Source organism: Streptomyces sp. NBC_00306, assembly GCF_036169555.1.
Lineage (GTDB): Bacteria > Actinomycetota > Actinomycetes > Streptomycetales > Streptomycetaceae > Streptomyces > Streptomyces achmelvichensis.
On the sequence record NZ_CP108032.1, the window covers coordinates 116,216 to 141,978 of the forward strand.

Consider the following 25,763-nt stretch of genomic DNA (forward strand, 5'->3'; position numbering starts at 1 on the left):
TGTCGGGTGCCTGAGGCCACTGGCCCATGCGCGGCCGCTGCCCTCCCCCACCCTGCTGAGCCAGGCCCGCCTGCGGGTTTCCGCCTCTCACCCACTTGGCGACGCCCGAGTGCAATGGTCCGCTGCCGTGGCGAGTATGGAACGGGCGCTGGTGTGTCCTCGGAGGTCGACGGTGACATCGCGCCCCCTCCGAGGCATCCGAGGCCATCGGATGAAGGAGCGGAGCATGGCCATACGGAGTCGCAGGAGAGCGCTGCACCGGCAAGCCCGGGTGGGCACGGCAGTGGTGTGCCTCGGTGTGCTCGCGATTGTCCTACCGGGATGCGTCGCCATGGGCAGCGCCAGCGGCAGTCCGTCCGCCGGCCCGTCGCTCGCCCCCGAGCCGCCGAAGCAGCCGCCGCCCCAGTTGACGCAGGCGCAGGTGGAGGCCGCGCTGAGCCGACTCGACGGCCTGGTGGAGAACGCGATGCGGCAGACCGGGGTGCCGGGGGTCGCCGTAGGGGTCGTCTACCGGGACAAGGTCGTGTACGCGAAGGGCTTCGGGGTCCGTCAGCTGGGCAAAAGCGCCACGGTCAATCCCAAGACGGTGTTTCAGTTGGCTTCGTTGTCCAAGCCCCTGTCGTCCACCGTCGTCGCCGGCACCGTGGGGCGAAAAGTCGTCGGCTGGGACGACCCGGTGGTCTCCCATGATCCGGGCTTCGCCCTCAAGAACCCGTACGTGAGCGCGAACGTGACAATCGCGGACCTGTTCTCGCACCGCAGCGGACTGCCCGACCATGCCGGCGACCTGCTGGAAGATCTTGGCTACCAGCGCGACTACATCCTGCGGCATCTGCGGCTGGAGCCGCTGACCCCGTTCCGCGCGAGCTACGCCTACACCAACTACGGCCTGACCGAGGCAGGGGAAGCGGTGGCCGCCGCAGCGAAGACCAGCTGGCCGCAGCTGGCAGCCGATGCGCTGTTCAAGCCCTTGGGGATGGAGAACTCCAGCTACCAGCGTGCCGACTACGACAAGGCCGCCGACAAGGCATCGGCACACGTCGTGGTGAACGGCCGCTGGAAGCCCTCCACCACGGAGAACGCCGACCGACAGGCGCCTGCGGGCGGCGCAAGTTCGACCGTCGACGACCTTGCCAAGTGGATGCGCCTGCAACTGGCCAACGGTCAGTTCGACGGGAAGCGACTGGTCGACTCGGCGGCCCTGGATCAGACCCGTATCCCGCACTCCGTCTCCATGGCCCCGCTTGCCCCGGCAGGTGCACCAGGCCTCTACGGGCTGGGCTGGAATGTCGGCTACGAAGGTGCCGGAGGGCTGCGCCTGAGTCATTCCGGCGCCTTCGACCTGGGCGCAGCCACTGAGGTCACCCTGCTGCCCAGCGAACGGCTCGGCATCGTGGTACTGACGAACGGGCAACCCATCGGCGTACCAGAGGCGGTAGCCGCAGCGTTCCTCGACATCGCACGCAATGGGCGGCAGACCGTCGACTGGCTCCCCTTCTACAGGAAAGTGGTGCAGGCCGCCGCCTACACAGGCGCCTCCCCCACGAATTACGCCAAGCCGCCTGCCAACGCCACACCGGCCAAAGCCGAGGACGCCTACACAGGCACCTATGCGAACGACTACTACGGGCCGGCCACCGTCACCGGGGACAACAGCGGCAACCTGACCATGACACTGGGCCCGCAAGAGATGTCGTTCAAGCTGCGGCACTACACGGGTGACACCTTCAGCTACCAGACGCAGGGCGAGAACGCCGTCGGACTGTCCGGCGTCACTTTCCATCTGCGCTCCGGCAAGGCAGAGAGTGTCACCATCGAGCATCTCGACGCCAACGGACTGGGAACCTTCAGCCGCTGACGCCTGGTCACCGGCCCGCGAGCCGCCGGCCCCACTCCGCAGCACTGGTGGCGGTACCTCATGGCCAGCCCGCTACGAGGAGGCAGAACAGCAGACACCGGTACGTGCTCGCAGCGGTTCTACGATCGACCTCATTGCTTGAGCCTCGACATCAGGTCACGCATGTCGCCGATCAAGGCCGACCGGTACTGCGACACATCGGGGACGCCCGGCCCCTCACCGACGACCTCATTGTCGTCATCGGCACTCTGGTACTGCGTGGAGGCAGAGAGGCGCAGCGAGAGGATCGCTCCTCCCTCCATCACCCTCAGCTCTGAACTTCCGGCATCCGGAGTCACCAGATACGCCTTGTCGCCGAGGTCCGGAACTGTCTCCACCAGTTCTTCAGGAACAACGCCCACATCAGTGACTCGTCGCCGCGCTTCGAATTCAACGGCAGGGTCAGCCTTCTTGTGCAGCGCCACTTCGAGTCCGACGGTGTGGCCGATGGACCACCCATCTCCACCCTTTTCCCCGTTCGTCGGCGATCCAAGAGAAATGAGGCACTGGATCTGGTCGAGTGCCGGATCCTTCAACAGGCCCGAGTCGGCCAGGGGCGTGGGCTCTCTCGGAGCGATCGCCCCGCCGATCGCCCGCAGTTGCAGGGAGCGACAGAGGTCTCCGTCCAGCTCGTACCCCCGCATGTCCGGCTTCCGGTCAGGTACCCCGAGCAGGGGCAACGCCATCGCCCACAGGACCGATGCCACGACCATCCCTCCCAGCCCCCACACCCACGGCGTCCGCGGTCCACGTCTTCCGATCGCCTCATGGTCGACATCGCCGATCACCTCAGGGGGCTCGGCCCCACCGAAGTCCCCGGCCACCTCCGGCTCAGAAATCATCCCGTTCCCCCTCGCGGCAACGTCTTCCATGGCGGTCAGTATCTACGGGGCGGCACATGGCCGGAGCGGACGTCAGGACGCGAAAGTGGCTCATCCCATCGCCTCGGAAGTGGCCCACCCGGATGGAGTCACTGAAGCATACGGTCGAGATCGCAACACACCACGTGCCCGGCCGACCCGAGCGGGCATCTGTGTGCATGATCGCCGCTGCTCGCTCTTCAGAGGACCTATGCAAGCCATCACCGTCCGCGACCGTGAAGCCGGTGCCCGTGGACTCGCCCTGACGGAACTGCCCTATCCCCACGCTGCCGAGAACGACGTCATCGTGCGCGTGCACGCCGCCGGCTTCACCCGCGGGGAACTCACCTGGCCGGGGACCTGGACCGACCGCGCCGGCCGCGACCGGACTCCGAGTGTGCCCGGTCACGAGCTCTCGGGAGTGGTGGCCGAGCTGGGGTACGGCACCACCGGTCTCACTGTCGGCCAGAGCGTCTTCGGACTGGCCGACTGGACCCGTGACGGATCGCTGGCCGAGTACACCGCGGTGGAGGCTCGCAACCTGGCCCCGCTTCCCTCGGACATCGACCACACCGTGGCCGCGGCGCTGCCGATCCCGGGGTTGACCGCATGGCAAGGTCTGTTCGACCACGGGCGTCTCACGGCGGGGCAGACGGTCCTGATCCACGGTGCCGCCGGCAGCGTCGGGTCGATCGCGGTCCAACTCGCACGCGAGGTGGGAGCGCGGGTCATCGCCACCGGACGGTCCGCCGACCGGGACGTCGCTCTCGGTCTGGGCGCCGACGTCTTCGTGGACCTCCAGGCGGACCGGCTGGAGGACACCGGAAGGGTCGACGTTCTCTTCGACGTCATCGGCGGTGAGATCCTCGACCGCTCGGCCGCCCTCGTGCGGGCCGGTGGCACCCTCGTCACCGTTGCCGCCCCGCCCACCGTCAAGCCCGAGGACGGACGGGCCGTCTTCTTCGTCGTCGAACCCGACCGGGCTCGGCTCACCGATCTCGCGCAGCGACTGCGGGACGGGCGACTCACGCCGATCGTCGGCGAGGTACGTTCGCTCGCCGAGACACCCTCGGCTTTCGAGCCCGGGCGCGGCAGGGCCGGCAGGACCATCATCCGCATCGTGTCGGACAGCTCGACGGAGGCAGGCTCACAGTGACCCGTATGTCGCTCGGCACTCTCCCCATGCCCGACAGCGTGACGGCGGCCGCTGCCCTGGAGGTGGCGACCGCCTACCACTCCCCCGCACTGCTCAACCACTCACTGCGTGCCTACGTGTGGGCAGCCGCCCGCGGCGCGGCCGAGGATATTGCCTTCGACCCCGAACTCCTCTACGTAGCGGCGCTCTTCCACGACATCGGACTGGTGCCGGCATTCGACAGCCACACCGTCGCGTTCGAGGAGGCAGGCGGCCACGTCGCCCAGGTCTTCGCGGCCGGCGCCGGATGGCCGGCCCAGCGCCGCGAGCACCTGGCGGACGTCATCGGCCGCCATATGTGGCCGCAGGTGGAGGTGTCCACGGACCCCGAGGGACACCTGCTGGCCCGCGCCACCGCCACCGAGGTCGTCGGCAGGGAGGCGGACGACTACCCGGCCGCCTTCCGGGCCGAGGTGCTGGAGCGCTACCCGAGGCTGGACCTCTCCGAGCAGTTCCTGTCGTGCTTCCAGGACCAGGCCGCACGCAAACCCGACAGCTCCGCAGCGGGAGCCGTGCGATCGGGACTCGCCGAGAGAATGGCCGCCAACCCGCTCGACTCCCCTGTCTAGGGTCCATGGCAACAGTGCCGGTCACGGCTGCTCGTTGAGGGCTGTGACCAGCACTGTCGTTTCATGGCCGGCGGCGAGTTCGTCGTCGCCGATGGGAACGGCCTCATGGCGTCGGAGTGGTTGATGCGGCGACGTCCCGCAGTACAGCAGGTCGGGCGGGACTCCGTACAACTGCGTGCCGATGCCGCGCCTTTCGCCGGCACCTTGGACGCGTACACCGTCACCCACCGTCAAGCCGACAGCAGCCATGTCCGCGGCTACGTCGCGCTGCCTCACTCGCTGAGATCTGCGTATTCTCCTGGAGACCTCTCGGCGCGGTGACAGGAAGGACACGGGGATGAGTGGAAGCGGGGGCGGGGCAGGGGCGCCGTGGAATCCCTACGGAGGAGGGCGACCGCCGCAACCAGGGCCGCCCGTGCCACCGGCGGGTCCGCTGCCGCCGTTGCCGGCGCGCCGGCTGACCTTCGGGCGTCTCTTCAATCCGATCGCTGTGGGGCGTGCGGTGTTCACGCCGTCCCGGCCGGACCGCGTGCACGACCCGGCGGTGAAGAGGGTGCAGGTCCTGCGGACGATCATCGGTCTGGTCGCCGTCACGTGGATGCTCCTGTCCTACGGGCTGGCGTCGGACGCCGATGCCGTGGTGGACGACCGCTTCGGCCAGATCCGTACGACCCTCATCGTTCTGGCGGTGACCTTCCCGGTCGCCGTCGCCGTCTTCATCGCTGCGGCCCGCCCACCCAACCGGGGCCTGTTTCTGCGCCGCGTCGCCAAGCCCGCCGGGGCGCTGCTCGCGCTGTTCGTCACGCTCGCCGTGCCGAGACTCATCACCGGGCTGGGCTACGTGGACGAGGAGACGAACTGGACGGCGTCGGCAGGGCGCGTAGTACTGCTGTTGGCCCTGGGCGCGTTCATGCTGTGGCTCGCCCCTTTCGGTCTCTACGGCATCGCGCAGTCGCTCGTGCACGTCTTTCGGACAGCAGACCTCCACGAGACGGTTCCGCCGCTGCTCGCGACGCTGCTCGTGTGGGAAGTCTCCCTCTTCGACGCATTTCGGGGCGCGTACGACGGTGTGCCGTTCGGAGTGTGGTTGGCGTTCATCCTGGGAGCTCCGCTGTCCGTCACCGCCGTATCGATGTGGGAGCTGCGGCGGCTGCGCACACGGCACGGCATCACGCTGCGTGGAGCGCTGCTTCGCTGAGCCGTCGCGGCCGAGCGGGGCACCTGGACGTGCGGCTCATGGCCGTACGTCCGAGCCGCTGGTGCACCTGAACCCCCGCTCCGAGACCGGGGGTTCAGGGCCGGGGGTGTCAACAACCGGGATCGCCGTCGGTGAATTCGGTGCCGACCGAACCGGCGCGGTCGCGCGGGTCCGATGCCGGCAGAGGCAGAGGAGTCGTTGTGGGTTGGAGTCCGGTGATCTACAAGTTCGTTGGCGGCGGGGAGGTGCCCGTGCCACTGGATATGGCGTTGGTACGGTCGGTTCTGGAGCCGCACGATGTCGGGGATCCGCAGTTCACGGAGGGCGAGAACGGGGCCCTCGCATTCTGGATCCGCGCTTCGGACGGCAGTGAAGCCGAGATTTTCGCCGATGAGCACTGCCTCGCGGTGGAACGCCCGCATGCCGGCGCCGTGTTCGGCATCGTCGCGGAGCTGACCTCCCGGCTGGGTGCGGTCGTCCTCGACCCGAGTACGGCTGAAGTCGTGTGCCGGGCCGAAGAGTACGCCCACCTTCCGGCAGGCATGCGAGACGATGCCATCGTGATCGAGATGACGGGCGAGGCACTCCAGGCGGCACTCACCGGGCCGCGCCGGCCCTGACGAGCAACCCCCACAGACGTGTGAACGCCGTTGCACACGCTCACCCGACGCGGCCGTCGGCGCGGCATCAGTGTCCTGAACAGTCCGGAACAGCAGATGGTCGGACAACCGCCGCCGTGGCCCAGTGCGCTCGGGGCCACGAAGACGTCCCGTCTGACCGCAACCGGGCGGACACACCCCTTCGCACTCGCGAAAACCGACCCCCGGCCCCGCGCTTCTCACTCTCCGTCAGGACGAGCTGCGGACGACGAGTTCGGTGGGAAGCATGATCTGCTGACGGGGCGCGTCGGCGTCGGCGATCTCGGCGAGCAGGATGCGGGCGATGGTGGACCCGATCTCCTCGACCGGCTGGCGCACGCTCGTCAGCGGAGGATCGGTGTGGCGGGCGATGAAGGAGTCGTCGAAGCCGACCACGGCCACGTCGTCCGGGATGCGTCGCCCCTGGCTGTGCAGTTCCAGCATCGCCCCCGCAGCCATTACGTCCGAGGCGACGAAGACGGCGTCGAGTTCGGGTGCCCGTTCAAGAAGCGAACGCATGGCCCGACGTCCGCCCTCTTCGGTGAAGTCGGCTGTGGCGACCAGGCGTTCGTCCGCGCCGCGGCCGGCTTCCGCCAGGGCCTCTCGCCAGCCCTGGAGCCGCGCGCGGCCGACGTCCATGTCCAGCGGCCCCGCGATGGTCGCGATCGCGGCCCGGCCGCGGGCCAGCAGATGCCGGACCGCCACCGCGGCGCCGCCGAGGTTGTCGGAGTAGGCGTGGCTCAGGGACTCGGCAGCGGAGCGCCGACCGGCGAGGACGGTGGGCAGCCCGAGGGCTTCGAGGAGGCTCGGCAGCGGGTCGTGCTCGTGCACCGAGACGAGCAGCACTCCGTCCACGCGCCGCTCCGCGACGGAGTCGGTGAGCTGGTCGCGCTCGCCTTTGTCGCGTACGAGCACCAGTTGGAGCTGGGTCCGCGTGTCGGCGAGGCCGGTGCTCACCCCCCGGATGACGGCGGCGAAATACGGCTCCGAGCCGAGCCGGCTCTCCGACTCGGGAATCACCAGCGCGATGGAGTTGGTCCTGCTGGTCACCAGGCCACGTGCCACCGAGTTGGGTACGTAGCCGAGTTCGGCGATGGCGTCCAGAACGGCGGCCTTGGCCTCGTCGCTGACGAGGGACGAGCCGTTGATGACCCGCGAGACGGTGGTGCGCCCGACCCCGGCACGTGCGGCCACGGTCTTGATGGTCGGTCGCCGCTTTTCCCCCATGGCCCCTCCTCGTGGGTCGGCATCGGCACGCCGTTCACCAGCGCATTGTGCCAGAAGGATCAGCGGCCCCGACGTTTCCACGAAGAGTGGGCCGCGACACCTGCCGGCAACAGAGTCGATTCAAGTTCTTGACACAGCGACCGCAGGGCGGTCAGGCTTCGCGCAACCCGGTGGGAACGTTCCCACCGTCCATTGGGAACGTTCCCACTCGATGATCGAGCCGCACAGGCAGGACCGACACGCTGGTGCTCCGACGTCGGTGCCGCCGCTGGGAGGGCGAAATGAGCAGGGCTCAGAAACTGCTGCGTACAAGAGGCGTAGCCGCTGTCGCGGCCGTGGCCGCACTCGGACTGGTCGCTGCCTGCGGAGGCAGCGACACGGGCGGAACCGGCGGAGGCGTCAAGGACGGCAAGGTCACCATCACCATGGGCCTGTTCGGCGTCATGGGCTACAAGGAGACGGGGCTCCTCGACCGGTACATGAAGGAGCACCCGAACGTCACCATCAAGGCCGAGGTGGCCGGCGACGAGCAGACGTACTACACCGCCCTGCAGACCCATCTCGCGGCGGGCAGCGGCCTCAAAGACATCCAGGGCATAGAGATCGGCCGGGCCAAGGAGCTCGTCGACACCCAGGCCGCCAAGTTCGTCGACCTGGGGGACGTCGCCGGTGTCGACCACTTCCTGCCCTGGAAGCTGAGCCAGGTCACCACCAAGGACGACAAGGTCATCGGGCTCGGCACGGACATCGGCCCGATGGCCGTCTGCTACCGCAAGGACCTGTTCCAGCAGGCGGGCCTGCCCACCGACCGCGAGAAGGTCGCCGAGCTGTGGGAGGGCGACTGGTCGAAGTACGTGGCGGCCGGAAAGACCTTCAAGGCCGGATTCAAGGGCGGCAAGGTCGCCTTCATGGACAGCTCCAGCGGCCTGTTCAACGCCATGATCTACGGCAACTCCCAGCAGTTCTACGACAAGGACGGCAGGCTCGTCTACCAGGACAACCCCGTCGTCACCGATGCGTGGACACTGGCCTCGCAGGCGGCCACCTCGGGGCTCACCGCCAAGCTCCGGCAGTTCCAGCCCGGTTGGGATCCGGCCCTCGCCAACAGCACCTTCGCCACCACCGTGTGCCCCGCCTGGATGCTCGGCCACATCAGCGAGAAGGCGGGCCCGAAGAACAAGGGCAAGTGGGACGTCGCGAAAGCCCCGAAGGGCGCCAACTGGGGCGGCTCGTTCCTCGGCGTCATGGACAAGAGCCCGGTGAAGGAAGAGGCGAAGAAGCTGGTCGCCTGGCTCACGGCACCGGAACAGCAGGCCCATGTCTTCGAGAAGATCGGCAACTTCCCTTCTTCGCAACAGGCGTTGTCCGCACCCCAGGTCGCGAACGCGACGTCCGAGTACTTCAGCGAAGCGCCGATCGGCAAGATCTTCGGCGCCGCCGCCGAGGAGATCCCCGACGAGCAGATCCTCGGCCGTAAGGACGGCACGATCAAGGACATCTTCTCGCAGGGCCTGACGCTGATCGAGGCGCAGAACCAGAGCCCCGACAAGGCGTGGAAGACCACCGACGAGCGCATCAAGAAGGCCGCCGGATGACCTGACCCCGCCCCGGCGGCCACACCCCCTGTGGTCGCCGGGCCCCGGTCCGTCCCGTCCCACGTAAGGATCCCCGGTGGCCACTTCCACCCCGACCGCGCCGGCCGACGAGCCCGCCCCCAGCCCTCAGAGTTCGAACAGCATCTCCCCCGACCCTCGAATCCGTCACGATCGCGACCGGCCGCGCCGCCGCATGCTGCTGCACCGGCTCGACCTGCGGGGCGCGCCCTACGCCTTCATCGCACCCTTCTTCGCCGTGTTCGCGGCCTTCAGCTTCTACCCCCTCGTCTACACGGGCTGGATCTCCCTCCACCGGGTCGAACTGGCCTCATTGGACCTGATGGAGTGGGTGGCGTTCGACAACTACGTCGCTCTGTGGGAGGACGAGCGCTTCTGGAACGCGCTGTTCAACACCTTCACCATCGGCGTCATCTCCACGGTGCCCCAGCTCCTGATGGCCCTGGGCCTGGCGCATCTGCTCAACTACCGGCTGCGTGGCTCCACGTTCTTCCGTGTGGCGGCCCTGACGCCCTACGCCACCTCGGTGGGCGCCGCAGCGCTTGTCTTCACCATGCTCTTCGAACGCGACTTCGGCATGATCAACTGGCTGCTGAGCGTGGTGGGGATCGACAACATCGACTGGGAGAACAACAAGTGGGCCGCCCAGACGGCCATCTCCACCATCGTGATCTGGCGCTGGACGGGCTACAACGCACTCCTGTATCTCGCGGCGATGCAGGCCGTGCCGCGCGAGCGTTACGAGGCGGCGGCCATCGACGGCGCCTCCCGCTGGCAGCAGTTCCTCAAGGTGACCATTCCCGGGATCCGCTCCACCGTCATCTTCACCATCGTGCTCTCCACCATCGGCGCCACCCAGCTCTTCGGTGAGCCGCTCATCTTCGGCCAGGGCCCGAACGGCATCACCGGCGGAGCCGACAACCAGTACCAGACCCTCGGCCTGCTCCTCTACGAGGAGGGCTGGAAGAACTACCAGATGGGGCGTGCGGCGACCGTCGCCTGGGCGATGTTCCTGGTGCTGATCCTCATCTTCGTCATCCAGCGCGTCGTCAAGCGCATCGCGTCCCGCAGGGCCTGACCAGGAGCACCCAGCCATGACCACCCAGAGCTTCCGGGCCCACCCGGACGTACGCCCGCACCCCCTCCCCGCCGCTTCACGACCGCGACGGCGCCTGCTCGCACCCAAGGCCGGACGCCAGCACCACGCGGGGCCTGTCACCTACCTCCTGCTCGGCATCGCCGCCCTCGTATCGCTCTTTCCTCTCTACTGGACGATGGTGGCGGCTTCGAGCGACAACACCCGGGTCACCCAGTCCCCGCCGCCGTTCCTGCCAGGACCGCACCTCCTGGAGAACCTCGGCAAGGCGTGGCAGGACGCCGCGCTCGGCAAAGCCATGCTGAACAGCTTCATCGTCGCGGGCGTCATCGCCCTGTCGACGGTCCTGTTCGCGACTCTGGCCGGCTTCGCCTTCGCCAAACTGCGTTTCAAGGGGCGCAACATCCTGCTCATGCTCGTCATCGGGACGATGATGGTGCCGCCCCAACTCGGCGTCGTGCCCCTGTTCATGATGATGAGCGATCTCGGCTGGGGGCAGCGGCTGCCCGCGGTCATCTTCCCCACGCTCGTCAGCGCCGTCGGCGTGTTCTTCATGCGCCAGTACCTCGCCGAAGCACTGCCGGACGAACTCGTCGAGGCGGGCCGGGTGGACGGCGCGCACTCACTCCGGATCTTCTGGAGCATCGTTCTGCCGGTTGCCAGGCCGGCGATGGCGGTGCTCTTCATGATCACGTTCGTGCACGCGTGGAACGACTTCTTCTGGCCGTTCATCGTGCTCGACATGAGCAATCCGACGGTTCCCGTCGCGCTCACCCAGCTCAGCGCGGGTTACGTCCGCGACCAGTCACTCATCATGGCCGGCGCCCTGCTCGGCACGCTCCCCCTGCTGGCGATGTTCATCGTCTTCGGTCGCCAGATCGTCGGCGGCATCATGCAGGGAGCGGTCAAGGGCTGAGTGCGCCCGCCCCTTTCACCGATCCCGCGCACCTGAACGACCGCTCTCCTGGAAGGACCCTTGTGGACACCGCTGCCCGACACCTCTCGCCCACTTCCCGAAGCGACGAGGACCGCATCTTCCCCCAGGGATTCACCTGGGGAACGGCGACCGCCGCGTACCAGATCGAAGGCGCCGCCGGCCTGGACGGCCGCACCCCCTCCATCTGGGACACCTACTCCCGCACCCCTGGCAAGGTCCGCAACGGTGACACCGGCGACATCGCCACCGACCACTACCACCGCTGGCGTGAGGACGTCGCGATCATGGCCGATCTCGGTGTGAACGCCTACCGGTTCTCGCTGGCTTGGCCCCGCATCCAGCCCACCGGACGGGGCCCCGCCGTCCAGAAGGGTCTGGACTTCTACCGACGGCTCACGGACGAACTGCTGAACCATGGCATCGAACCCCTCGCCACCCTCTACCACTGGGATCTGCCCCAGGAACTCGAGGACGCCGGAGGCTGGCCGGAACGCGCCACGGCCGAGCGGTTCGCCGAGTACGCGGCTCTCGCCGCCGAGGCTCTCGGTGACAAGGTGCGTACCTGGACCACCCTCAACGAGCCCTGGTGCAGCGCCTTCCTCGGGTACGCCTCGGGGGTGCACGCCCCCGGCCGCACCGATCCCGTCGCCGCGCTGCGAGCGGCCCATCACCTCAACCTCGGCCACGGCAGGGCCGTCCAGGCGCTGCGCGCGAACCTCCCCGGAGATGCGCGCATCGCCGTCACCCTCAACCTCCACCATGTACGCCCTCTCACCGAGGGTGCCGAGGACGTCGATGCCGCCCGCCGCATCGACACATTGGCCAACGGCGTGTTCACCGGCCCCATGCTCGACGGCAGTTACCCCACCGAGCTGTTCCGGGACACGGCGCGTCTCACCGACTGGTCCTTCGTACGCGAGGGCGATACGGCGGAGATCCACCAGCCGCTCGACTTCCTGGGCGTCAACTACTACACGCCCACGCTGGTTTCCGGCGGCGCCGCCGACGGGAGCCATCGCTCCGACGGGCACGGCAAGAGCGCGCACAGCCCCTGGCCCGGGGCCGATGATGTGTCCTTCCATCTCCCACCCGGTCCCACCACCGCCATGGGGTGGGCGGTCGACCCGAGTGGCCTGACCGATCTGCTGCTTCGCGTCGGAGCGGAGTTCCCGAGGCTTCCCCTGGTGATCACCGAGAACGGCGCGGCCTTCGACGACTATGTCGACCCCGCCGGAGAGGTCCTCGACCCTGACCGGATCGCCTACCTGCACGGGCACTTGGCCGCCGTGCACAGCGCGATCGAGTCGGGCGTGGACGTCCGCGGCTACTTCCTGTGGTCGCTGCTCGACAACTTCGAATGGGGCTACGGCTACAGCAAGCGCTTCGGCGCGGTCTACGTCGACTACGCGACGGGCAAGCGCATTCCGAAGGCAAGCGCCCGGTGGTACGCCGATGTCGCCAGGACCGGGACGCTCCCGGGTAGGACGACGGACGAGTGAGGCGCGGCCGGTCCGGTGGCCCTTCCGGCCCGCCGTGCCGGCCCGCAGGTCATCGGACGGTCCGGTGACGACGGTCCCATCGACGTTCCTGTCGCGTCAGCTTCTTGGGTGACACGCCCCGCCCGATGGCGGTCGGGCGGGGTCGTGACGGGCGTTGTGAACCGAAGCAGCGAGTCGGCTCAACCGGAAGGCGTGGCCGGGGACCATACGCCCAACCACTGCTCGGCGCCGTACTCCTCGAACCGCTCGACCTCGGTGAACCCCAGCTTCGCCGCGAGGCGCATCGAACGGTCGTTGAGGGTCTGGGTGCAGAGCACCACCGGCTCGCCGGGGAGTACGTCGGCGACCCAGTCGAGCACCGCTGCGCACGCCTCGGCGGCATACCCGCATCCCCACGCCTCCGGCAGGAACATGTACCCGAGCTCGGCCTCCGCGGTGTCCGGGCGGACGTGACCCGGTCGGTCCGCGTCACGTCGATCGAGCGAGATCGTCCCGATCATCGCTCCGTCGAGATCGATCACGAAAAGGCCAGTGCGCCGACCGGGCAGTTCAGGCACCTCGCGTTCGAGCTCGTCACGCGGGCGAGGGCCACCGAGGTAAGTGCGCACCTCCCGCGAGGCGAACAACTCGATGAACGCCGCACGGTCCCGGGCCTCGGACTGTCGGAGGACGAGCCGCTCGGTCCTTATCGAGGCAGGCGGCCAGGCGACGGGGCCGAGTCCGGTCATGGCGGGCAACCTGTCGCACGCCCATAGGAGTGACGTTCGGGGCCGTCAGCACCAAGCCCGGCGCTGGAAACGGCATCGGGGCGCCAAGGACAACTCCTCCCGGTCAGCCGTACATTGCCACGCGGTAGAGAGCCGCAAGCGCGTCATCGATGGGATGGGGCTGCGGTCTGCCCGAGGAGTCGAGCCTGTTCCACCTCTGCAGGTTCACCGCGACGGACATCTGCCGCTTGCCGTCGGCACTGGCCATCGACAGCGCTCCAGCACCCCAGACCGTGCCGCCGTGCCCCCAGAAGGTGCCCTGCCCGGGAGCCTCCGTCGGGTGCAGGCCGAGGCCGTAGTCGATCACTTTTCCCTCCTGGGACACGACCGGGACGGTGCGTTGCATCTGCTCCAGCGACGACGGGCGGACGATCTCGCCGGCGAGCAGCATGCCGAAGAAGCGGTTGAGGTCCGCGACGGTCGATATCAGCGAGGCCGCCGGCCCCACCCATGACATGTCGTAGACGCTGTAGTCGCGCGGCGGGTCGATCATGCCGAACCACGCCTCGTAGATCCGCGAATGCGGCCCGTCGATATACGGATCGGCGGGGAATTCCGTGTCATCGAGCCCGGCGCGCTCGATGACGTTCCGGGTGATGTACCGCTCGGCCGTTGTGCCGGTCACCTGTTCCAGGAGCTCCCCCAGCAGCAGGTAGTTGGTGTTGGAGTACACCCCTGGTGTGCCGCCCGGAGCTCCGACGGCAGGTGCGGTGACCCCCATCCCGATCAGTTCCGTGGGGTGAAACCGCGTGAGCCGGTTGTCGTCCATGCTCTGCGGCCCGGTGTCCGCGAGGACTGGGAATGCCTTGAGAGAGGGATAGGCATACGGGAGGTACTCCGCGAGGCCGCTGGTGTGGTTGATCAGCATCCGGACCGAGATCGCGTCACCGCGTTCTCCGGGAACCAGCTTCGGAAGGTACCGGCCGATCGGCGTGTCGAGACCGATCCGACCGCTCTGGACCTGCTGCAGAACGGCGGCGGCGGTGAAGGTCTTGGTGATGCTGCCGACACGATGCCGCATGTCGGCCGTGACGGGGCGACCGGTGTCGACATCGGCGACCCCCACGGCGCCGCGCCAGGTCGTGTCGCCATCGCGCACCTCGGCGAACAAGCCCGGCATCCCGGCGCGGTGGACGTTCTCCATGGCGGCGTTGAGCTGTGCGGAATCCAGCGTGTTCCTCACGACATGAGTTCCTTTCGTATGGCCGCAGTGAGCTCCCCGACGACCGTCCGACCCGGGTGAGGGGGCACGATCGGCATGCCGGCCCGCCTGCTGCCGGGACCCCTCGGCACGCCCATGTCCCCATTATGCACGCGGTGCGTGCAACACCAAGTGCATAGACTAGGCTGAACCCCGGCGAGAGGAGCGAAATGGCAGGCCGAAGGCGCTGGTCGACCGAGGAGATCCTGGAAGCGGCAACGGAGTTGCTGCGCACGAGCGACGCCGAGTCGTTCAGCGTGCGCAAGCTCGGCGCCGTACTCGGGACCGATTCCTCCAGCCTCTACCGGCACTTCCGCAGCAAGACCGAACTACTGCGCGCGGTGGCCGACCGGATCCTCCTGGCCGCCATGGACGGGCACCGCCCCGAGGGCGACTGGAAGCAGCGCATCACGGCCCTGGCCCTGCGCGTGAGAGAGGCCTTCGGTCAGCAGCCCCAGCTCGCCGCGGTCTGGGGTCGCTACGCGTCGAGCGGCACCGGTTCCCGGCTGGTCATGGAAGAAGTACTGCAGGCCCTGCGAGCATCCGGACTGCCCGACGAGGAAATTCCAGCCCGCTACCACCGGATCGCCGTCCTCATCGCCGCGTTGATCGCCTCCGAGGCCGGGGTCAGCACGATCACCCCGGAGGAGTACGAACAGGGCCAGGAGCTGTTCCGCGTCGCCGTACTCGGCGCCGACCCCGAACGCTTCCCCGCTCTCGCCCACTTCGCCCGCGACGTCCGCCCCCTCGGGGCAGACCGCCAGGCCGCCTTCGAAGAGATCCTCGCCGCCCAACTCGCCCACATCGAGGCGGCAATCCCCCCGAGCCGGCCGTCTGGCTCGGGGAGTGGACGCGATTGACCGTCACCGCGAACTGGTGGACGTACAGGGCGAGAGCCCGCTCCACCGGCACGCGGCGCCCGGCAACGTCAGCACGACAGCCGGCCACTGCGGTTCGGCCGCGATCCGCGCAACATCCTTGCCGCCGGCGCCGGCCCCACGCACTCCTTGTGCCCGGGAGCGCCGCGGCAGAGATTCACCTGTTCGCAGACGAGGCGGACCCCAAGCCGGGGAGCGTTACTCGGCTAGCCGTTCCCTGCGCTGGTCAGAATCGCGCCCGCGACGACATCGAAGAGTCGATCAGCACGCGGCTTGAGCGAGGGTTGATCGCCGAGCCAAGCGAGCATGGCCACCAGGGCGAACACGTCCGTGCCATCGATATCGCTCCGCGCCGAGCCCGCAGCCTGGGCGCGGGTGAGGAGCCGCGCACCGGCTGCGCGCAGGGTGACGCACGAAGCGTGGAGTGCGGATTCGGTGTCCTCGATGGCGGCTGCCATCAGCACGGTCACACCTCGGTACTCGGTTGTCCACGCGACGCAGTCGCGCAGCCACGTAACGAGAGCGTCTTCGGGCGAGGCCGACGTCTCGAGCGCACCCGCCTTCGCCGTCAGTTCGTCGAAGCTCGAGCGGAGCAGGGCGTCGAGCAGCGCCTCCCGCGTCGGGAAGTGACGCAGCAGCGTCGCGAGCCCGACATCGGCCCTGCGCGCGATGTCGCGCATGGCCACGTCGACGCCCTGCTCGGTGATGGCGGTACCCGCTACCGCGAGCAGGTGGTCGCGGTTCTTCCTCGCATCGGCCCGCATCTGCCCCCCTTGACTTCCGGATCAGTGGTCCATATATTCGGATCAGTGATCCGGAAAAACGGACCATTGATTCATTTAGTTTACCCCGTGAGAGAAACAGGAGAGCGACCGGTGCCCAAGCGGACCATGAAAGCAACCGGCTGCACGGGTTCGGCGGCCCTGAGGTGCTGCGTCTCGAGGAGGTGCCGGTTCCCGAGCCGGGTCCGGGTGAGGTGCTCGTGCGCGTGCACGCGGTAGTCCTCAACCCTCCTGACTGGTACGCGCGTGAGGGAATGCCCGACATCCCTCCCGAGCTCAGGCCCTCGTTCCAGCTCCCTCTGATTCCCGGGACCGACGTCTCAGGCGTCGTGGAAGCCGTCGCCGCCGACGTCAGCGGCTTCGCGGTCGGTGACGAGGTGATCGGCCTCCTGCGCTTCCCCACCGTTCTCCAGAGCGGTGCGTACGCCGAGTACGTCACCGCGCCGGCGTCCGACCTCGCCCTCAAGCCGGCCGGAATCGACCACGTGCACGCCGCTGCCCTGGCGATGTCGGGGTTGACCGCGTGGCAGTTCCTGATCGAGCTCGGGCACGATCATCCCTCCCCGTTCCAGGAGGCCCAGCACCGCCCGATGGCACTCGACAGTGGGACCACCGTGCTCGTCAACGGCGCAGCCGGTGGCGTGGGACACCTCGCCCTCCAGCTGGCCAAGTGGCAGGGCGCCCGCGTCATCGCCGTGGCCTCCGGCGCCCACGAGACGTTCCTGCGCGACCTCGGCGCCGACGAGTTCATCGATTACACCAAGGAGCGGCCCGAGGAGGTCGTCCGCGACATCGACCTGGTCCTGGACGCCGTCGGCGGCCCTCACAGCAGGCGCTTCCTGCGCACCCTCAAACGCGGCGGGTCCCTCTACCCCGTGTACTTCGGCCAGTTCGACGACGAGGAGAACGCGAAGCTGGGTGTCACGGTCACGGCCGTGACGGTCCGCTCGAGCGGCGCGCAGCTCACCGAACTGGGCAGTCTGGTCGACGCGGGAAGGATCCGCGTCGCGATCGACAGCACGTTCCCGCTCGCGGAAGCCCGAGCGGCGCACGAGCGCGCCGCCCAGGGGCATCTCCAGGGCAAGATCGTGCTCACGGTCGCTTAGGCACCGGAGACGCCGACCGCCCTACACGGGTTTCCCGTCAGGGTGGTCAGCGAAGCCGCCTGCGTCAGCTGGTGAGCGAGCAGTTCACGGGCCGCGAGCGTAGGCTGGAGATCACGTTCCGCGAGCATGGCGCCGAGGCTTGCACTCGCGTCCGGGTAGCCGAAGGAACGGGCGCCGCCAGGCGTGATCAACTACCTGCGCATCTCCTGATACTGACAATGCTCCGCCAGTTGCGGGCCTTCAGCGGCCATGCTCCAGCCGGAAGACGGCACAGGAGGTCGTTATGGGCACCGCACAGCAGGACGGTGCAGCGAAAGTCGATGAAGAGCCCACCATGGCCATGAACATCGAGGCCGTCGTGATGCCGGTGGCTGATGTCGATCGTGCCCTGAACTTCTACCAGGGCTTGGGGTGGAGGCTCGATGCGGACTTCGAGGCGGGCCCGGAATTCCGGATCGTACAGCTGACTCCTCCAGGGTCGGGATGCTCGATCCAGTTCGGCCGCGGAGTCACTTCTGCGGCAGCAGGCTCCTCCCAGGGCACATACCTCGTCGTCAAAGACCTCGAGCAGGCCCGCGCCCGGCTGATCAGCCAGGGTGCCAAGGTCAGCGAGGTCTTCCACCGCGTCTACGAGACCGGCGCCCAGGAACAGGTGAACGGCCCACATCCTCATGGCCTCAGTTACCAGTCGTACGCGACGTTCAGCGACCCGGACGGCAATGGGTGGCTGCTTCAAGAGGTCCGAGAGCGACAGCCGGGACGATGACGGCCGCGACCGAAAAGGTCATGTCACGGCGATCACCCGCGTGAGATCTGCCGGCGACCGAGGCGGGACGGTTTCACGCTTCATCCCCAGCGGTCGTACGGCATGGTGCACCCCGAGGTGGGGCTCAGAGGCGACCTCGGGGTTCGGGTCACCGACTCGATTGACTGCTCAGCAGGAGGCCAGCACATGATCAGAGTCATACGGCCGCTTCTTCACGGCGCTGTCGCAGGACTCGCTGGTACGACCGCACTCAATATTGCGGGCTATGCCGAAATCGCGCTTCGAGGTCGGCCCGTCAGTGAAACACCCGAGATCACCGTGCGCACCCTTGCCGAGAAGCTCGACATCCGAATCCCCGGGGACGATGAAGTCCGGGAGAACCGGATCGCCGGCCTCGCGCCCTTGACCGGGTACACCGTGGGGCTGGGCATGGGGGCCGCACTGTCAGTGGCACAGGCTGCTGGCTGGCCTCCGACGAAGACTTCTCGCTATGCCTTTGCTTCTCTCTTCGCCCTGACTGTCACCAATGCGCCGATCATGCTGCTGGGCATCTCGGATCCACGGACCTGGGCACCCTCGGACTGGGTATCAGACATCATCCCCCACGTGCTCTTCGCTGCGGTCACCGTCCGCGTCCTCGAAAAGCTGGAAACATCGGGCATCAGGCGTGAGGCAGTGAGGGGTTTGCTGTGCACATCCGTCTGCCGTTGACCGCCCACGACTGATACAGCAGGTTGCGCGGGCCGCGAGCCTCGGCCCCAGGCTCTCGCCGACCATGACGTCATGCGAGCGGAACAGGACGCCGAGGCGGCGCATGCTGCGTGTCGGCAATGCCGTATGGCGCCGGGTGCTTCCCGGCTCGAGTCCGACCCATACCGGCGAGTAAACGAGCTATCGCCTGCCGCGTTCCGCATCCGACTTCATTCCGCACGCGAAGCGTGAACCTCCCCATCGGCGCAGCCTGTTGGAGTTCTTGAGCGGAGTTCGTGAAGCCGCGAACTCTACACTTTCACCCGTTTGAACCCATTAATCCGGAATGTTACCGTTTCCCTCTGGGGCTTGAGTTCCCGCGCCGCCCGTCGGTCGACCTCGCAGATGCCCTGCGAGGCTCGCACGCGTCAACGGCTGCCACATCGATGGATGCCAGCGCCCGCCTCGTCGGTCCTGGGCGCGCGTATCCGTGTCCAGCTCACGGGAGTTACTCGGTTCAGCCCCTGGCCCGCAGGGGCGGGCCCGGTGCTCGTCAGGGAGAGGACATGTCCGCATCAACCGACACCTCGACAATCCAGCCGTTCACTTTCGACTTCCCCGATGCGGAACTGGATGACCTCCGAGCTCGGATCGCCGCGACGCGCTGGTCCGAGCCGGAGACCGTCAGGGACCAGTCGCAGGGGACACCTCAGAAGACGCTCAAGGAACTGGCTCGCTACTGGGCCGAGGAGTACGACTGGCGCAAGGTCGAAGCCAAGCTGAAGGCGCTGCCGCACTTCACGACCGAGATCGACGGGCTCGACATCCACTTCATCCACCTCAGGTCGAAGCATGAGGATGCCCTGCCGCTCCTCGTGACGCACGGCTGGCCCGGTTCGGTCATCGAGCAGCTGAAGATCATCGAGCCGCTCGCCGATCCCACCGTCCACGGCGGGACTGCCGCCGACGCGTTCCACCTGGTGGTGCCGTCGATGCCCGGCTACGGCTTCTCAGGCAAGCCGACCGAGAGCGGCTGGAACCCCCAGCGGATGGCCAAGGCATGGGGCGAGCTCATGAATCGCCTCGGGTACACCCGCTACGTCGCCTCGGGCGGCGACTGGGGCGCGATCGTCACCGAACAGATGGGACTCCAGGAGCCCGAAGGACTGATCGGCTTCCACACCAACATGGCCAACGCGGTTCCACCGGACATCATGACCGCCATAGAGGGAAGCGCTCCGCTGCCCCCCGACGTCTCCCTCACCCCGGAAGAGACCGAAGCCGTCGAGCAACTCCGATCCGCCTACGCGGACGTGCCCTACGCGTACCAGATGGGTACCGCCCCCCAGACGCTGGCCGCTCTGGTGGACTCGCCTGTCGGTCTCGCGGCGTTCATGCTCGACCACGACTGGCAGAGCCTGGAGATGATCTCCCGGTCCTTCGCAGGAAAGCCCGAAGGACTCACGCCCGACGACGTCCTCGACAACATCACGCTGTTCTGGCTGATGAAGTCGGCCGTGTCCGCGGCACGCCTGTACTGGGAGAACGCTCGGGCCGGGATCTCCTTCTTCGGCGCCAAGGGAGTCAAACTCCCCGTCGCCGTCAGCGTCTTCCCCACCGAGATGTACCGGCCCCCGAAGAGCTGGGCAGAGAAGGCCTACCCGCACCTCATCCACTACAACAAGCTCCCCAAGGGAGGCCACTTCGCCGCATGGGAGCAACCCGACTACCTCATCGAAGACATCCGCACCGGCCTGCGTTCGCTGCGTACGTGACCTGTCGGGCCACGCCCTCGGTCAGCGAGTACCCGGGAGGCTGATTCATTGGCGGGCCCCTCACAGCTTCCCCGGCCGTGAGGGGCTCCGGGCAGAGCAACACCGCTGACGTCCACCGGAGTTCTCCCGTTCAGCGCACGCGAGTGCCCGACGGACTGACACCGGCGCAAAGCACTCGCCGACCGAGCAATCACCGCCGCACTGCTCAGATCACTGACCGCCGCTGGGAAAGGATGGCTGCACCATAGCCAGTTGACATGTCGTCAGCAGAACCTTTGAGTGTCGCTGTCCAGCCAGACCCCCGCGCGATCGGGCGCCGCGGCGTGGTCCGGCAGCGCAGTTGATCAGCAGCCCTCTCCCTCTCGGGCGCCTCGCCCGGCCGTGCCGTGCAGCAGCCACCGGGGGACCACATGCGTCTGGCCGGGCGGACACCTAGGCTAAAAGGATGCATTTGCGACAAACGTAATCGAGGAGGCGCATGTGTGATGGCGAAGATCTTGTTCATCGTGAGTGGGGCGACGTACTGGGTACTCAAGGACGGCACGCGGTACGCAACCGGTTACTGGGCCGAGGAGTTCGCCAACCCCTACAAGGCCGTCACGGATGCCGGCCACGAGGTCGTGGTTGCGACACCGGGCGGAACGACCCCGAACGTCGACATGATGAGCCTGCGCCCATCGATGGCAGGCGGTGAGCAGGGAGCCCTGGACCTGGAAGCCATCATTCGCGACGCCGAGGTGATGCGCCGCCCGATCAAACTGTCGGACGTACGCCTCGAGGACTACGACGCGGTCTACCTGCCGGGCGGTCATGGCCCGATGTCGGACCTCGCCTTCGACGCGGACGCCGGCCGGCTGCTGACAGCCCAACTCGCCTCGGGCAACCCGCTCTTCATCGTGTGCCACGCTCCCGCCGCGCTGCTGTCCACCAGGATCCACGGTGTGTCGCCCTTCAAGGGCTACAAGGCCACGGGCTTCACCAACGAAGAGGAAGAGGGTGTCGGACTGGCTTCCAGGGCGCCTTGGCTGCTGGAGACGGAGCTGAAGGAGAAGGTCGGCGTCGAGTACAGCCGCGGACCGATCTGGGAGCCGTACATGGTCGAAGACCGCAACCTGGTCACCGGGCAGAACCCCCACTCCGCAGCGATTCTGGCGGAGCGAATGCTGAAGATCCTCGCCTGACAGACACGGCTGGATCTGCACAGTTCCGTCCGATCCCCCCGCAAGCGGGTACCGCAGGCCCGGCGTTTCCATTTCCATGATCTCCGGGAGGACTCTGACCGCACCCGCTGAGGCGAAGGCGAAGCGCACCTGACATTTCTGCGGGCGCACCAGGCCGCATCCACCACCCGCGACGACTCGGCGAGAGGATGGCGCACGGCCGTGTGCGGCACCTGGCACACAGCCTGGTCCGCCGATCGAATCATGATCGTCCGTGGTGTCGTGCGCGCGCTCAGGTGAGGCCGCTCGGCGGCGGCATGGCGCGCAGACCCGCTAGAACGTGTAGCGGGTGTGGCTGAATACCTGGCCATCGTGCCCGAAGCTGTACGCCGTGCCGGGTGTCACCGCAAACAGCAGGTCGTTGCCCGTGCGGATGCTGTCGCCGTGGCCGTAGAAGATCCCCTCCGGTGAGGTGATGCGGTCTCCGTACTGCGCCTCGAACGCGGCGATGACCTCGTCCCGCCGCGCCGGCTCCGTGACCCGCTCCGCCGTGCCCTCGATCACGATGTCGAGGCCTTCGGCGAATGAGTTCTGCCCTGTGGTGAGGGCGCAGTGGTCATTGCCGGCCAGGTTCTTCGCCTTCTGCTCGCCGGGCCCGACGCTGAAATACAGCGCCCCGTCGTGCCAGGCGGCGATCAGCGGAGTGACGTGCAACCGGCCGTCCGGCCGGACCGTGGTGAGCCAGAAGATCTCGGCAGCTTGCAGCCGGCGCTGGGCCTCGCTCCAGTCGGTCGCCTTGACGTCCTCCGTACCGGGGCGCGGGTTGAGCGCTGAGCTGTAGCGGGCGTCGAGCTCGGTCTTCGGCTGCTTCGGCGTCATGCGGAACTCCTTCCCTCGTCCTGTGACAAAGGCTACGCAGCCCAGCCGCGCGGCGCTCGGCCCGGCTTCCTGCAGAGATCACCGGGCACGAGGACACTGTGGAGCGGCGCCGCTGTCCGGGCAGTCCGCCCAGGTCAGCTCCGGTCCGCCATGGTCCGGCAAGGGGCCGAACGGACCACACCGGTACATTCCAGCGCTCCGCAGTACACAGGGCGTGGCATCGTGGAAGCCAAGATCTGACAGGTTGGCCGGGCGTGCGGGCAGGTGGATCGTGAACGGACCCGTCATCGACTTCCAGGCCGTTTTCCAGGCCCTGCCGGGCGCGGTCGCACTGCTGACGCCGGACCTGGTGTACGCGGACGTCAACGAGGCGTACCTGTCCATGTCCGGTCGCACCCGTGACCAGCTCATCGGCCGCTACGTCTTCGATGTCTTCCCCGACAACCCCGGCGACCCGGACGCCACGGGTGTGCGCAATCTGCATGCCTCACTGCGGCGCGTGGCTGCCACCGGTGAGCGCGACACCATGGCCCTGCAGCGCTACGACGTGGCGGACTCCGAGCAGCCCGGCGTATGGCAGGAGCGGTACTGGAGTCCCGTCAACGTCCCCGTCCTCGCGCGGGACGGCACCGTGACACTGATCGTGCACCGGGTCGAGGAAGTCACCGAACTCATCAAAGCCCGCGGCAACCGCGGTGGCGGCGACCGCACCCAAGTCCTCGAGGCCGAGCTCTACACCCGCGCCCGGGAGCTGCAGGAACTCAACAAACGCCTGCGCCAGGCCCATGCCCGCGAACGCGAGGTCGCCCTCCACCTCCAGCAGTCGATGCTGCCCGCGCCGCGCCCCCTGGGCCACCACCGAGCAGCCGTCCGCTATCGGCCCGCCACGGGAGCCTTGAACGTGTGCGGCGACTGGTACGACCTCGTGGACCTGCCCGAGACAGGCCGTACGGCCGTCGCCGTCGGAGACGTCGTCGGCCACGGCCTGCGGGCGGCAGGCGTCATGGGCCAGCTCCGCAGCGCCCTGTCCGCTGCCTCCCGCGTCGCCGGTGGCCCGGCCGAAGCCCTGGAGGTCCTCGGCCTGTACGCCCGATACGTCGACGGCGCCGAATCCACCACCGCCGCATCCGTCTTCATCGACTGGGCCGGCCGCACCCTCACCTACAGCAGCGCCGGCCATCCCCCACCGGCGGTGTGCGACCCCCAGGGCACCGTCACCTTCCTCGACCAGGCCACCGATCCCCCGCTCGGAGCCCGGCCCGAACACGTCCCCAGACCCCAGGCCCATGCCGCGTTCGCCGACGGCTCCGCACTCGTCCTCTACACCGACGGCCTCGTCGAACGCCGCCAGGAAGACATCGGCACCGGCCTCGAGCGCCTTGCCGACTCCCTCGCCCGTCACCGCACCGCCGACCCCGACAGGCTCAGCGACGCCCTCTTGGCCGACCTGATCCCTCCGGCCGGCCTCACCGATGACACCGCCTTGATCGTCGTGCGTCTGTGACCGGGAAACTGCGGACCCTAGGACACCCGGCCGGCTCGCCTCGGCACCTGTGACCGCGCCGCGCCCAGGACCGCCCTTGAGCGTGGTGGAGCACATGATCACGCCGCCCAGGCATCGTTCAGTTCCGTGAGGTGCCGTGTGATCGTGTGCCTTTCCTGAAAAGACGTTCCGAGCAGGGAGACGTGTTTCCAGCTGAGGGTGGCGTCGGGCTCGATGAGGAAGACAGAGCGTCGAAGTCCGATCCACGGGGCAGCTATGCCGAACCTCCGGGCCACTGTGCGGTCGCTGTCCGACAGCAGTGGCATCCTCAGGCCGTGTTTCCTGGCGAACTCCTCGTGGCTGTCGACGCTCTGTGGGCTGATCGCCCACACCTGCGCCCCGCAGTCGATGAATTCCTCGAGACCGCTGGAGTAGGAACACAACTGCCTCGTGGACACACCACTGTCGTCTGCGGGGTAGAAGGCCAGGACGAGCGGCTGCTCCCGCCTGCGCGACAGTGAGAAGTCCTGCCGCAGGAATGCGTCTCCGACCAGGACGCCGCCCGGCAGGGTGAAGGTCTCGACAGGATCGCCTATTGCAGGAGACACGATGGTCCACTCCCTCGTACGTCAGTAGCCACTGCTGGAACCACCCCTCGAAGGGGCATTGAATGACGCAGGATCCGAACGACCGGCCAGCAGAGCATGCAAGGTGGCGGGCCCACCTCGGTCGATGGTCGTCCTGGTCGTTCTCACAGGGACCATTCGGAGCCGGACGGCGAACGGATGGGTGCATCACTCGGCCGAATAGAGATCATCAGCGGTGGCCCGCCGATTCGGCACAGGAGCCGCAGGTCGGCCGGCGAGGAGCCGGCAGTCGTACGGCTGCCGGTCGCCCGAAAGGGTGACGTTCGGTCGGATCGCCATCCTCGAACGCAGCTGGATCCGGGTCTTGTGAGGTGGCGGGAGGTGCGAGCGGCGCATCCTGCGGCCGGCCGTGGCGGGTGGAGGCAGCCCCAGGCACGGTGCCAGGTATCTCCAGGGGAAAGGTGCCCGGGCAAGAGGGCGCAGGAAACAGCCGGTTCCCTGCGTGCTTTCCGCGGTCCCCCACTTCCCGTCAGCAGCCTGCTGGTGATCAGCGAAACACCGGTTCGGACACCCTGTTGCCTGGCAGCACAGGTGGTGTCCGAACCGGTGTCGTAAAGCGTTCAGCGCGTACCTGGTACACAGTCCCGCACGGCTGAGGCACGGCTCACGCCAACCGGCTGCGGTCTCCTGGGGAAGTCTGAGTCGACGACCGAGCCCGGGTCTACTCGCGGGTTGGATACCGTCGGGCCCGTGATGCCCGAGTGAGCGTTTGCCGGCCGGCCACCGGTCAGAGATTCCCTCACCGCGTCAGCCGCAGCGAGTGGCACGGTGATCGCATCCCACCGGGGCGGAAGGCGACGTTCGGGATTCCTCCACATAGGTTATTCGGAGCGGACGACCCGCTGGATCGCCCGCGCGGGCCACGACTTCCATGCCCCACCCGTCCGACGTCGATGTCCC

24 protein-coding genes are annotated in these 25,763 nt (G+C 67.9%); 17 read left to right on the plus strand and 7 right to left on the minus strand.

All coding sequences use genetic code 11. The features are described 5' to 3' along the window. Nucleotides 1–226 precede the first annotated feature (226 nt). On the plus strand, nucleotides 227–1,858 hold the full coding sequence (locus tag OHA05_RS00530; protein ID WP_328859408.1) for a serine hydrolase: 1,632 nt from the start codon (nucleotides 227–229) through the stop codon (nucleotides 1,856–1,858). A gap of 131 nt (nucleotides 1,859–1,989) precedes the next feature. On the opposite strand, the gene OHA05_RS00535 is transcribed toward OHA05_RS00530, so the two are convergent. After that, nucleotides 1,990–2,769 carry a hypothetical protein gene (locus OHA05_RS00535; RefSeq protein WP_313948483.1) on the minus strand — a complete coding sequence of 260 codons (780 nt, stop codon included), beginning with the start codon at nucleotides 2,767–2,769 and terminating at the stop codon, nucleotides 1,990–1,992. A gap of 199 nt (nucleotides 2,770–2,968) precedes the next feature. Here OHA05_RS00535 and OHA05_RS00540 point away from each other — a divergent pair, with 199 nt between their 5' ends. The 5 genes from OHA05_RS00540 to OHA05_RS00560 all read left to right on the plus strand — a co-directional run bounded on the left by OHA05_RS00540 (nucleotide 2,969) and on the right by OHA05_RS00560 (nucleotide 6,339). Next, on the plus strand, nucleotides 2,969–3,913 hold the full coding sequence (locus tag OHA05_RS00540; protein WP_328859409.1) for an NADP-dependent oxidoreductase: 945 nt from the start codon (nucleotides 2,969–2,971) through the stop codon (nucleotides 3,911–3,913). A 5-nt stretch (nucleotides 3,914–3,918) separates the two neighbouring features. Then, a complete protein-coding gene (locus OHA05_RS00545) occupies nucleotides 3,919–4,521 on the plus strand; it encodes an HD domain-containing protein (protein ID WP_328859410.1) in 603 nt (200 codons plus the stop codon). A gap of 63 nt (nucleotides 4,522–4,584) precedes the next feature. Beyond that, complete coding sequence (locus OHA05_RS00550; RefSeq protein ID WP_328859411.1) at nucleotides 4,585–4,842, plus strand: hypothetical protein; 258 nt, start codon at nucleotides 4,585–4,587, stop codon at nucleotides 4,840–4,842. A 181-nt stretch (nucleotides 4,843–5,023) separates the two neighbouring features. Further along, nucleotides 5,024–5,719: a hypothetical protein gene (locus OHA05_RS00555; RefSeq protein WP_328859412.1), complete on the plus strand. Its 696-nt coding sequence runs from the start codon at nucleotides 5,024–5,026 to the stop codon at nucleotides 5,717–5,719. A 215-nt stretch (nucleotides 5,720–5,934) separates the two neighbouring features. Then, a complete protein-coding gene (locus tag OHA05_RS00560; RefSeq protein WP_328859413.1) occupies nucleotides 5,935–6,339 on the plus strand; it encodes a hypothetical protein in 405 nt (134 codons plus the stop codon). A 228-nt stretch (nucleotides 6,340–6,567) separates the two neighbouring features. On the opposite strand, the gene OHA05_RS00565 is transcribed toward OHA05_RS00560, so the two are convergent. Continuing rightward, on the minus strand, nucleotides 6,568–7,584 hold the full coding sequence (locus tag OHA05_RS00565) for a LacI family DNA-binding transcriptional regulator (protein ID WP_328859414.1): 1,017 nt from the start codon (nucleotides 7,582–7,584) through the stop codon (nucleotides 6,568–6,570). Nucleotides 7,585–7,865: 281 nt separating this feature from the next. Between OHA05_RS00565 and OHA05_RS00570 the strand changes: the two genes are divergently transcribed. The 4 genes from OHA05_RS00570 to OHA05_RS00585 all read left to right on the plus strand — a co-directional run bounded on the left by OHA05_RS00570 (nucleotide 7,866) and on the right by OHA05_RS00585 (nucleotide 12,729). After that, nucleotides 7,866–9,179, plus strand: a complete 1,314-nt coding sequence (locus tag OHA05_RS00570) for an ABC transporter substrate-binding protein (protein WP_328859415.1) — start codon at nucleotides 7,866–7,868, stop codon at nucleotides 9,177–9,179. 142 nt (nucleotides 9,180–9,321) lie between these two features. Then, nucleotides 9,322–10,275 carry a carbohydrate ABC transporter permease gene (locus OHA05_RS00575; protein ID WP_328863312.1) on the plus strand — a complete coding sequence of 318 codons (954 nt, stop codon included), beginning with the start codon at nucleotides 9,322–9,324 and terminating at the stop codon, nucleotides 10,273–10,275. Between the two features lie 16 nt (nucleotides 10,276–10,291). Continuing rightward, nucleotides 10,292–11,209 carry a carbohydrate ABC transporter permease gene (locus OHA05_RS00580; RefSeq protein ID WP_313948475.1) on the plus strand — a complete coding sequence of 306 codons (918 nt, stop codon included), beginning with the start codon at nucleotides 10,292–10,294 and terminating at the stop codon, nucleotides 11,207–11,209. Nucleotides 11,210–11,271: 62 nt separating this feature from the next. Then, nucleotides 11,272–12,729, plus strand: a complete 1,458-nt coding sequence (locus OHA05_RS00585; protein WP_328859416.1) for a GH1 family beta-glucosidase — start codon at nucleotides 11,272–11,274, stop codon at nucleotides 12,727–12,729. Between the two features lie 179 nt (nucleotides 12,730–12,908). On the opposite strand, the gene OHA05_RS00590 is transcribed toward OHA05_RS00585, so the two are convergent. Both OHA05_RS00590 and OHA05_RS00595 read right to left on the minus strand, forming a co-directional pair. Next, nucleotides 12,909–13,457, minus strand: coding sequence for a GNAT family N-acetyltransferase (locus tag OHA05_RS00590; RefSeq protein WP_328859417.1), 549 nt, complete (start codon nucleotides 13,455–13,457; stop codon nucleotides 12,909–12,911). A gap of 103 nt (nucleotides 13,458–13,560) precedes the next feature. Next, nucleotides 13,561–14,640, minus strand: coding sequence for a serine hydrolase domain-containing protein (locus tag OHA05_RS00595; RefSeq protein WP_443043822.1), 1,080 nt, complete (start codon nucleotides 14,638–14,640; stop codon nucleotides 13,561–13,563). Between the two features lie 227 nt (nucleotides 14,641–14,867). On the opposite strand from OHA05_RS00595, the gene OHA05_RS00600 reads away from it, so the two are divergent. Beyond that, complete coding sequence (locus OHA05_RS00600; protein WP_328859419.1) at nucleotides 14,868–15,557, plus strand: TetR/AcrR family transcriptional regulator; 690 nt, start codon at nucleotides 14,868–14,870, stop codon at nucleotides 15,555–15,557. A 224-nt stretch (nucleotides 15,558–15,781) separates the two neighbouring features. Here the strand turns inward: OHA05_RS00600 and OHA05_RS00605 are convergent, their stop codons facing one another. Next, nucleotides 15,782–16,339, minus strand: coding sequence for a TetR/AcrR family transcriptional regulator (locus tag OHA05_RS00605; RefSeq protein ID WP_313948473.1), 558 nt, complete (start codon nucleotides 16,337–16,339; stop codon nucleotides 15,782–15,784). Nucleotides 16,340–16,479: 140 nt separating this feature from the next. Here OHA05_RS00605 and OHA05_RS00610 point away from each other — a divergent pair, with 140 nt between their 5' ends. The 5 genes from OHA05_RS00610 (at nucleotide 16,480) to OHA05_RS00630 (ending at nucleotide 21,875) form a co-directional block, all read left to right on the plus strand. Beyond that, a complete protein-coding gene (locus tag OHA05_RS00610) occupies nucleotides 16,480–17,463 on the plus strand; it encodes an NADP-dependent oxidoreductase (RefSeq protein WP_328863313.1) in 984 nt (327 codons plus the stop codon). A gap of 283 nt (nucleotides 17,464–17,746) precedes the next feature. Continuing rightward, nucleotides 17,747–18,229, plus strand: coding sequence for a VOC family protein (locus OHA05_RS00615; RefSeq protein ID WP_328859420.1), 483 nt, complete (start codon nucleotides 17,747–17,749; stop codon nucleotides 18,227–18,229). 186 nt (nucleotides 18,230–18,415) lie between these two features. Beyond that, entirely contained in the window at nucleotides 18,416–18,940 is a 525-nt protein-coding gene (locus tag OHA05_RS00620; protein WP_328859421.1) for a hypothetical protein, read from the plus strand. 545 nt (nucleotides 18,941–19,485) lie between these two features. After that, a complete protein-coding gene (locus OHA05_RS00625; RefSeq protein ID WP_328859422.1) occupies nucleotides 19,486–20,694 on the plus strand; it encodes an epoxide hydrolase family protein in 1,209 nt (402 codons plus the stop codon). A 485-nt stretch (nucleotides 20,695–21,179) separates the two neighbouring features. Beyond that, nucleotides 21,180–21,875, plus strand: coding sequence for a type 1 glutamine amidotransferase domain-containing protein (locus OHA05_RS00630; protein WP_313948469.1), 696 nt, complete (start codon nucleotides 21,180–21,182; stop codon nucleotides 21,873–21,875). Nucleotides 21,876–22,187: 312 nt separating this feature from the next. Here the strand turns inward: OHA05_RS00630 and OHA05_RS00635 are convergent, their stop codons facing one another. Next, a complete protein-coding gene (locus OHA05_RS00635; RefSeq protein ID WP_313948468.1) occupies nucleotides 22,188–22,733 on the minus strand; it encodes a pyridoxamine 5'-phosphate oxidase family protein in 546 nt (181 codons plus the stop codon). 271 nt (nucleotides 22,734–23,004) lie between these two features. On the opposite strand from OHA05_RS00635, the gene OHA05_RS00640 reads away from it, so the two are divergent. Next, nucleotides 23,005–24,237: a PP2C family protein-serine/threonine phosphatase gene (locus OHA05_RS00640; RefSeq protein WP_313948467.1), complete on the plus strand. Its 1,233-nt coding sequence runs from the start codon at nucleotides 23,005–23,007 to the stop codon at nucleotides 24,235–24,237. Between the two features lie 98 nt (nucleotides 24,238–24,335). On the opposite strand, the gene OHA05_RS00645 is transcribed toward OHA05_RS00640, so the two are convergent. After that, nucleotides 24,336–24,824, minus strand: coding sequence for a peroxiredoxin (locus OHA05_RS00645; RefSeq protein ID WP_313948466.1), 489 nt, complete (start codon nucleotides 24,822–24,824; stop codon nucleotides 24,336–24,338). Nucleotides 24,825–25,763 lie beyond the last annotated feature (939 nt).

What these genes read in the sequence shown, in the direction of transcription:
- OHA05_RS00540 (WP_328859409.1), top strand. Translation starts at nt 2,969, where the DNA reads ATGCAAGCCATCACCGTCCGCGACCGTGAAGCCGGTGCCCGTGGACTC.
- OHA05_RS00580 (WP_313948475.1), top strand. Translation starts at nt 10,292, where the DNA reads ATGACCACCCAGAGCTTCCGGGCCCACCCGGACGTACGCCCGCACCCC.
- OHA05_RS00620 (WP_328859421.1), top strand. Translation starts at nt 18,416, where the DNA reads ATGATCAGAGTCATACGGCCGCTTCTTCACGGCGCTGTCGCAGGACTC.
- OHA05_RS00570 (WP_328859415.1), top strand. Translation starts at nt 7,866, where the DNA reads ATGAGCAGGGCTCAGAAACTGCTGCGTACAAGAGGCGTAGCCGCTGTC.
- OHA05_RS00615 (WP_328859420.1), top strand. Translation starts at nt 17,747, where the DNA reads ATGGGCACCGCACAGCAGGACGGTGCAGCGAAAGTCGATGAAGAGCCC.
- OHA05_RS00545 (WP_328859410.1), top strand. Translation starts at nt 3,919, where the DNA reads ATGTCGCTCGGCACTCTCCCCATGCCCGACAGCGTGACGGCGGCCGCT.
- OHA05_RS00630 (WP_313948469.1), top strand. Translation starts at nt 21,180, where the DNA reads ATGGCGAAGATCTTGTTCATCGTGAGTGGGGCGACGTACTGGGTACTC.
- OHA05_RS00535 (WP_313948483.1), bottom strand. Translation starts at nt 2,769, where the DNA reads ATGGAAGACGTTGCCGCGAGGGGGAACGGGATGATTTCTGAGCCGGAG.
- OHA05_RS00530 (WP_328859408.1), top strand. Translation starts at nt 227, where the DNA reads ATGGCCATACGGAGTCGCAGGAGAGCGCTGCACCGGCAAGCCCGGGTG.
- OHA05_RS00565 (WP_328859414.1), bottom strand. Translation starts at nt 7,584, where the DNA reads ATGGGGGAAAAGCGGCGACCGACCATCAAGACCGTGGCCGCACGTGCC.
- OHA05_RS00625 (WP_328859422.1), top strand. Translation starts at nt 19,486, where the DNA reads ATGTCCGCATCAACCGACACCTCGACAATCCAGCCGTTCACTTTCGAC.
- OHA05_RS00605 (WP_313948473.1), bottom strand. Translation starts at nt 16,339, where the DNA reads ATGCGGGCCGATGCGAGGAAGAACCGCGACCACCTGCTCGCGGTAGCG.
- OHA05_RS00595 (WP_443043822.1), bottom strand. Translation starts at nt 14,640, where the DNA reads ATGGAGAACGTCCACCGCGCCGGGATGCCGGGCTTGTTCGCCGAGGTG.
- OHA05_RS00550 (WP_328859411.1), top strand. Translation starts at nt 4,585, where the DNA reads ATGGCCGGCGGCGAGTTCGTCGTCGCCGATGGGAACGGCCTCATGGCG.
- OHA05_RS00600 (WP_328859419.1), top strand. Translation starts at nt 14,868, where the DNA reads ATGGCAGGCCGAAGGCGCTGGTCGACCGAGGAGATCCTGGAAGCGGCA.
- OHA05_RS00635 (WP_313948468.1), bottom strand. Translation starts at nt 22,733, where the DNA reads ATGACGCCGAAGCAGCCGAAGACCGAGCTCGACGCCCGCTACAGCTCA.
- OHA05_RS00590 (WP_328859417.1), bottom strand. Translation starts at nt 13,457, where the DNA reads ATGACCGGACTCGGCCCCGTCGCCTGGCCGCCTGCCTCGATAAGGACC.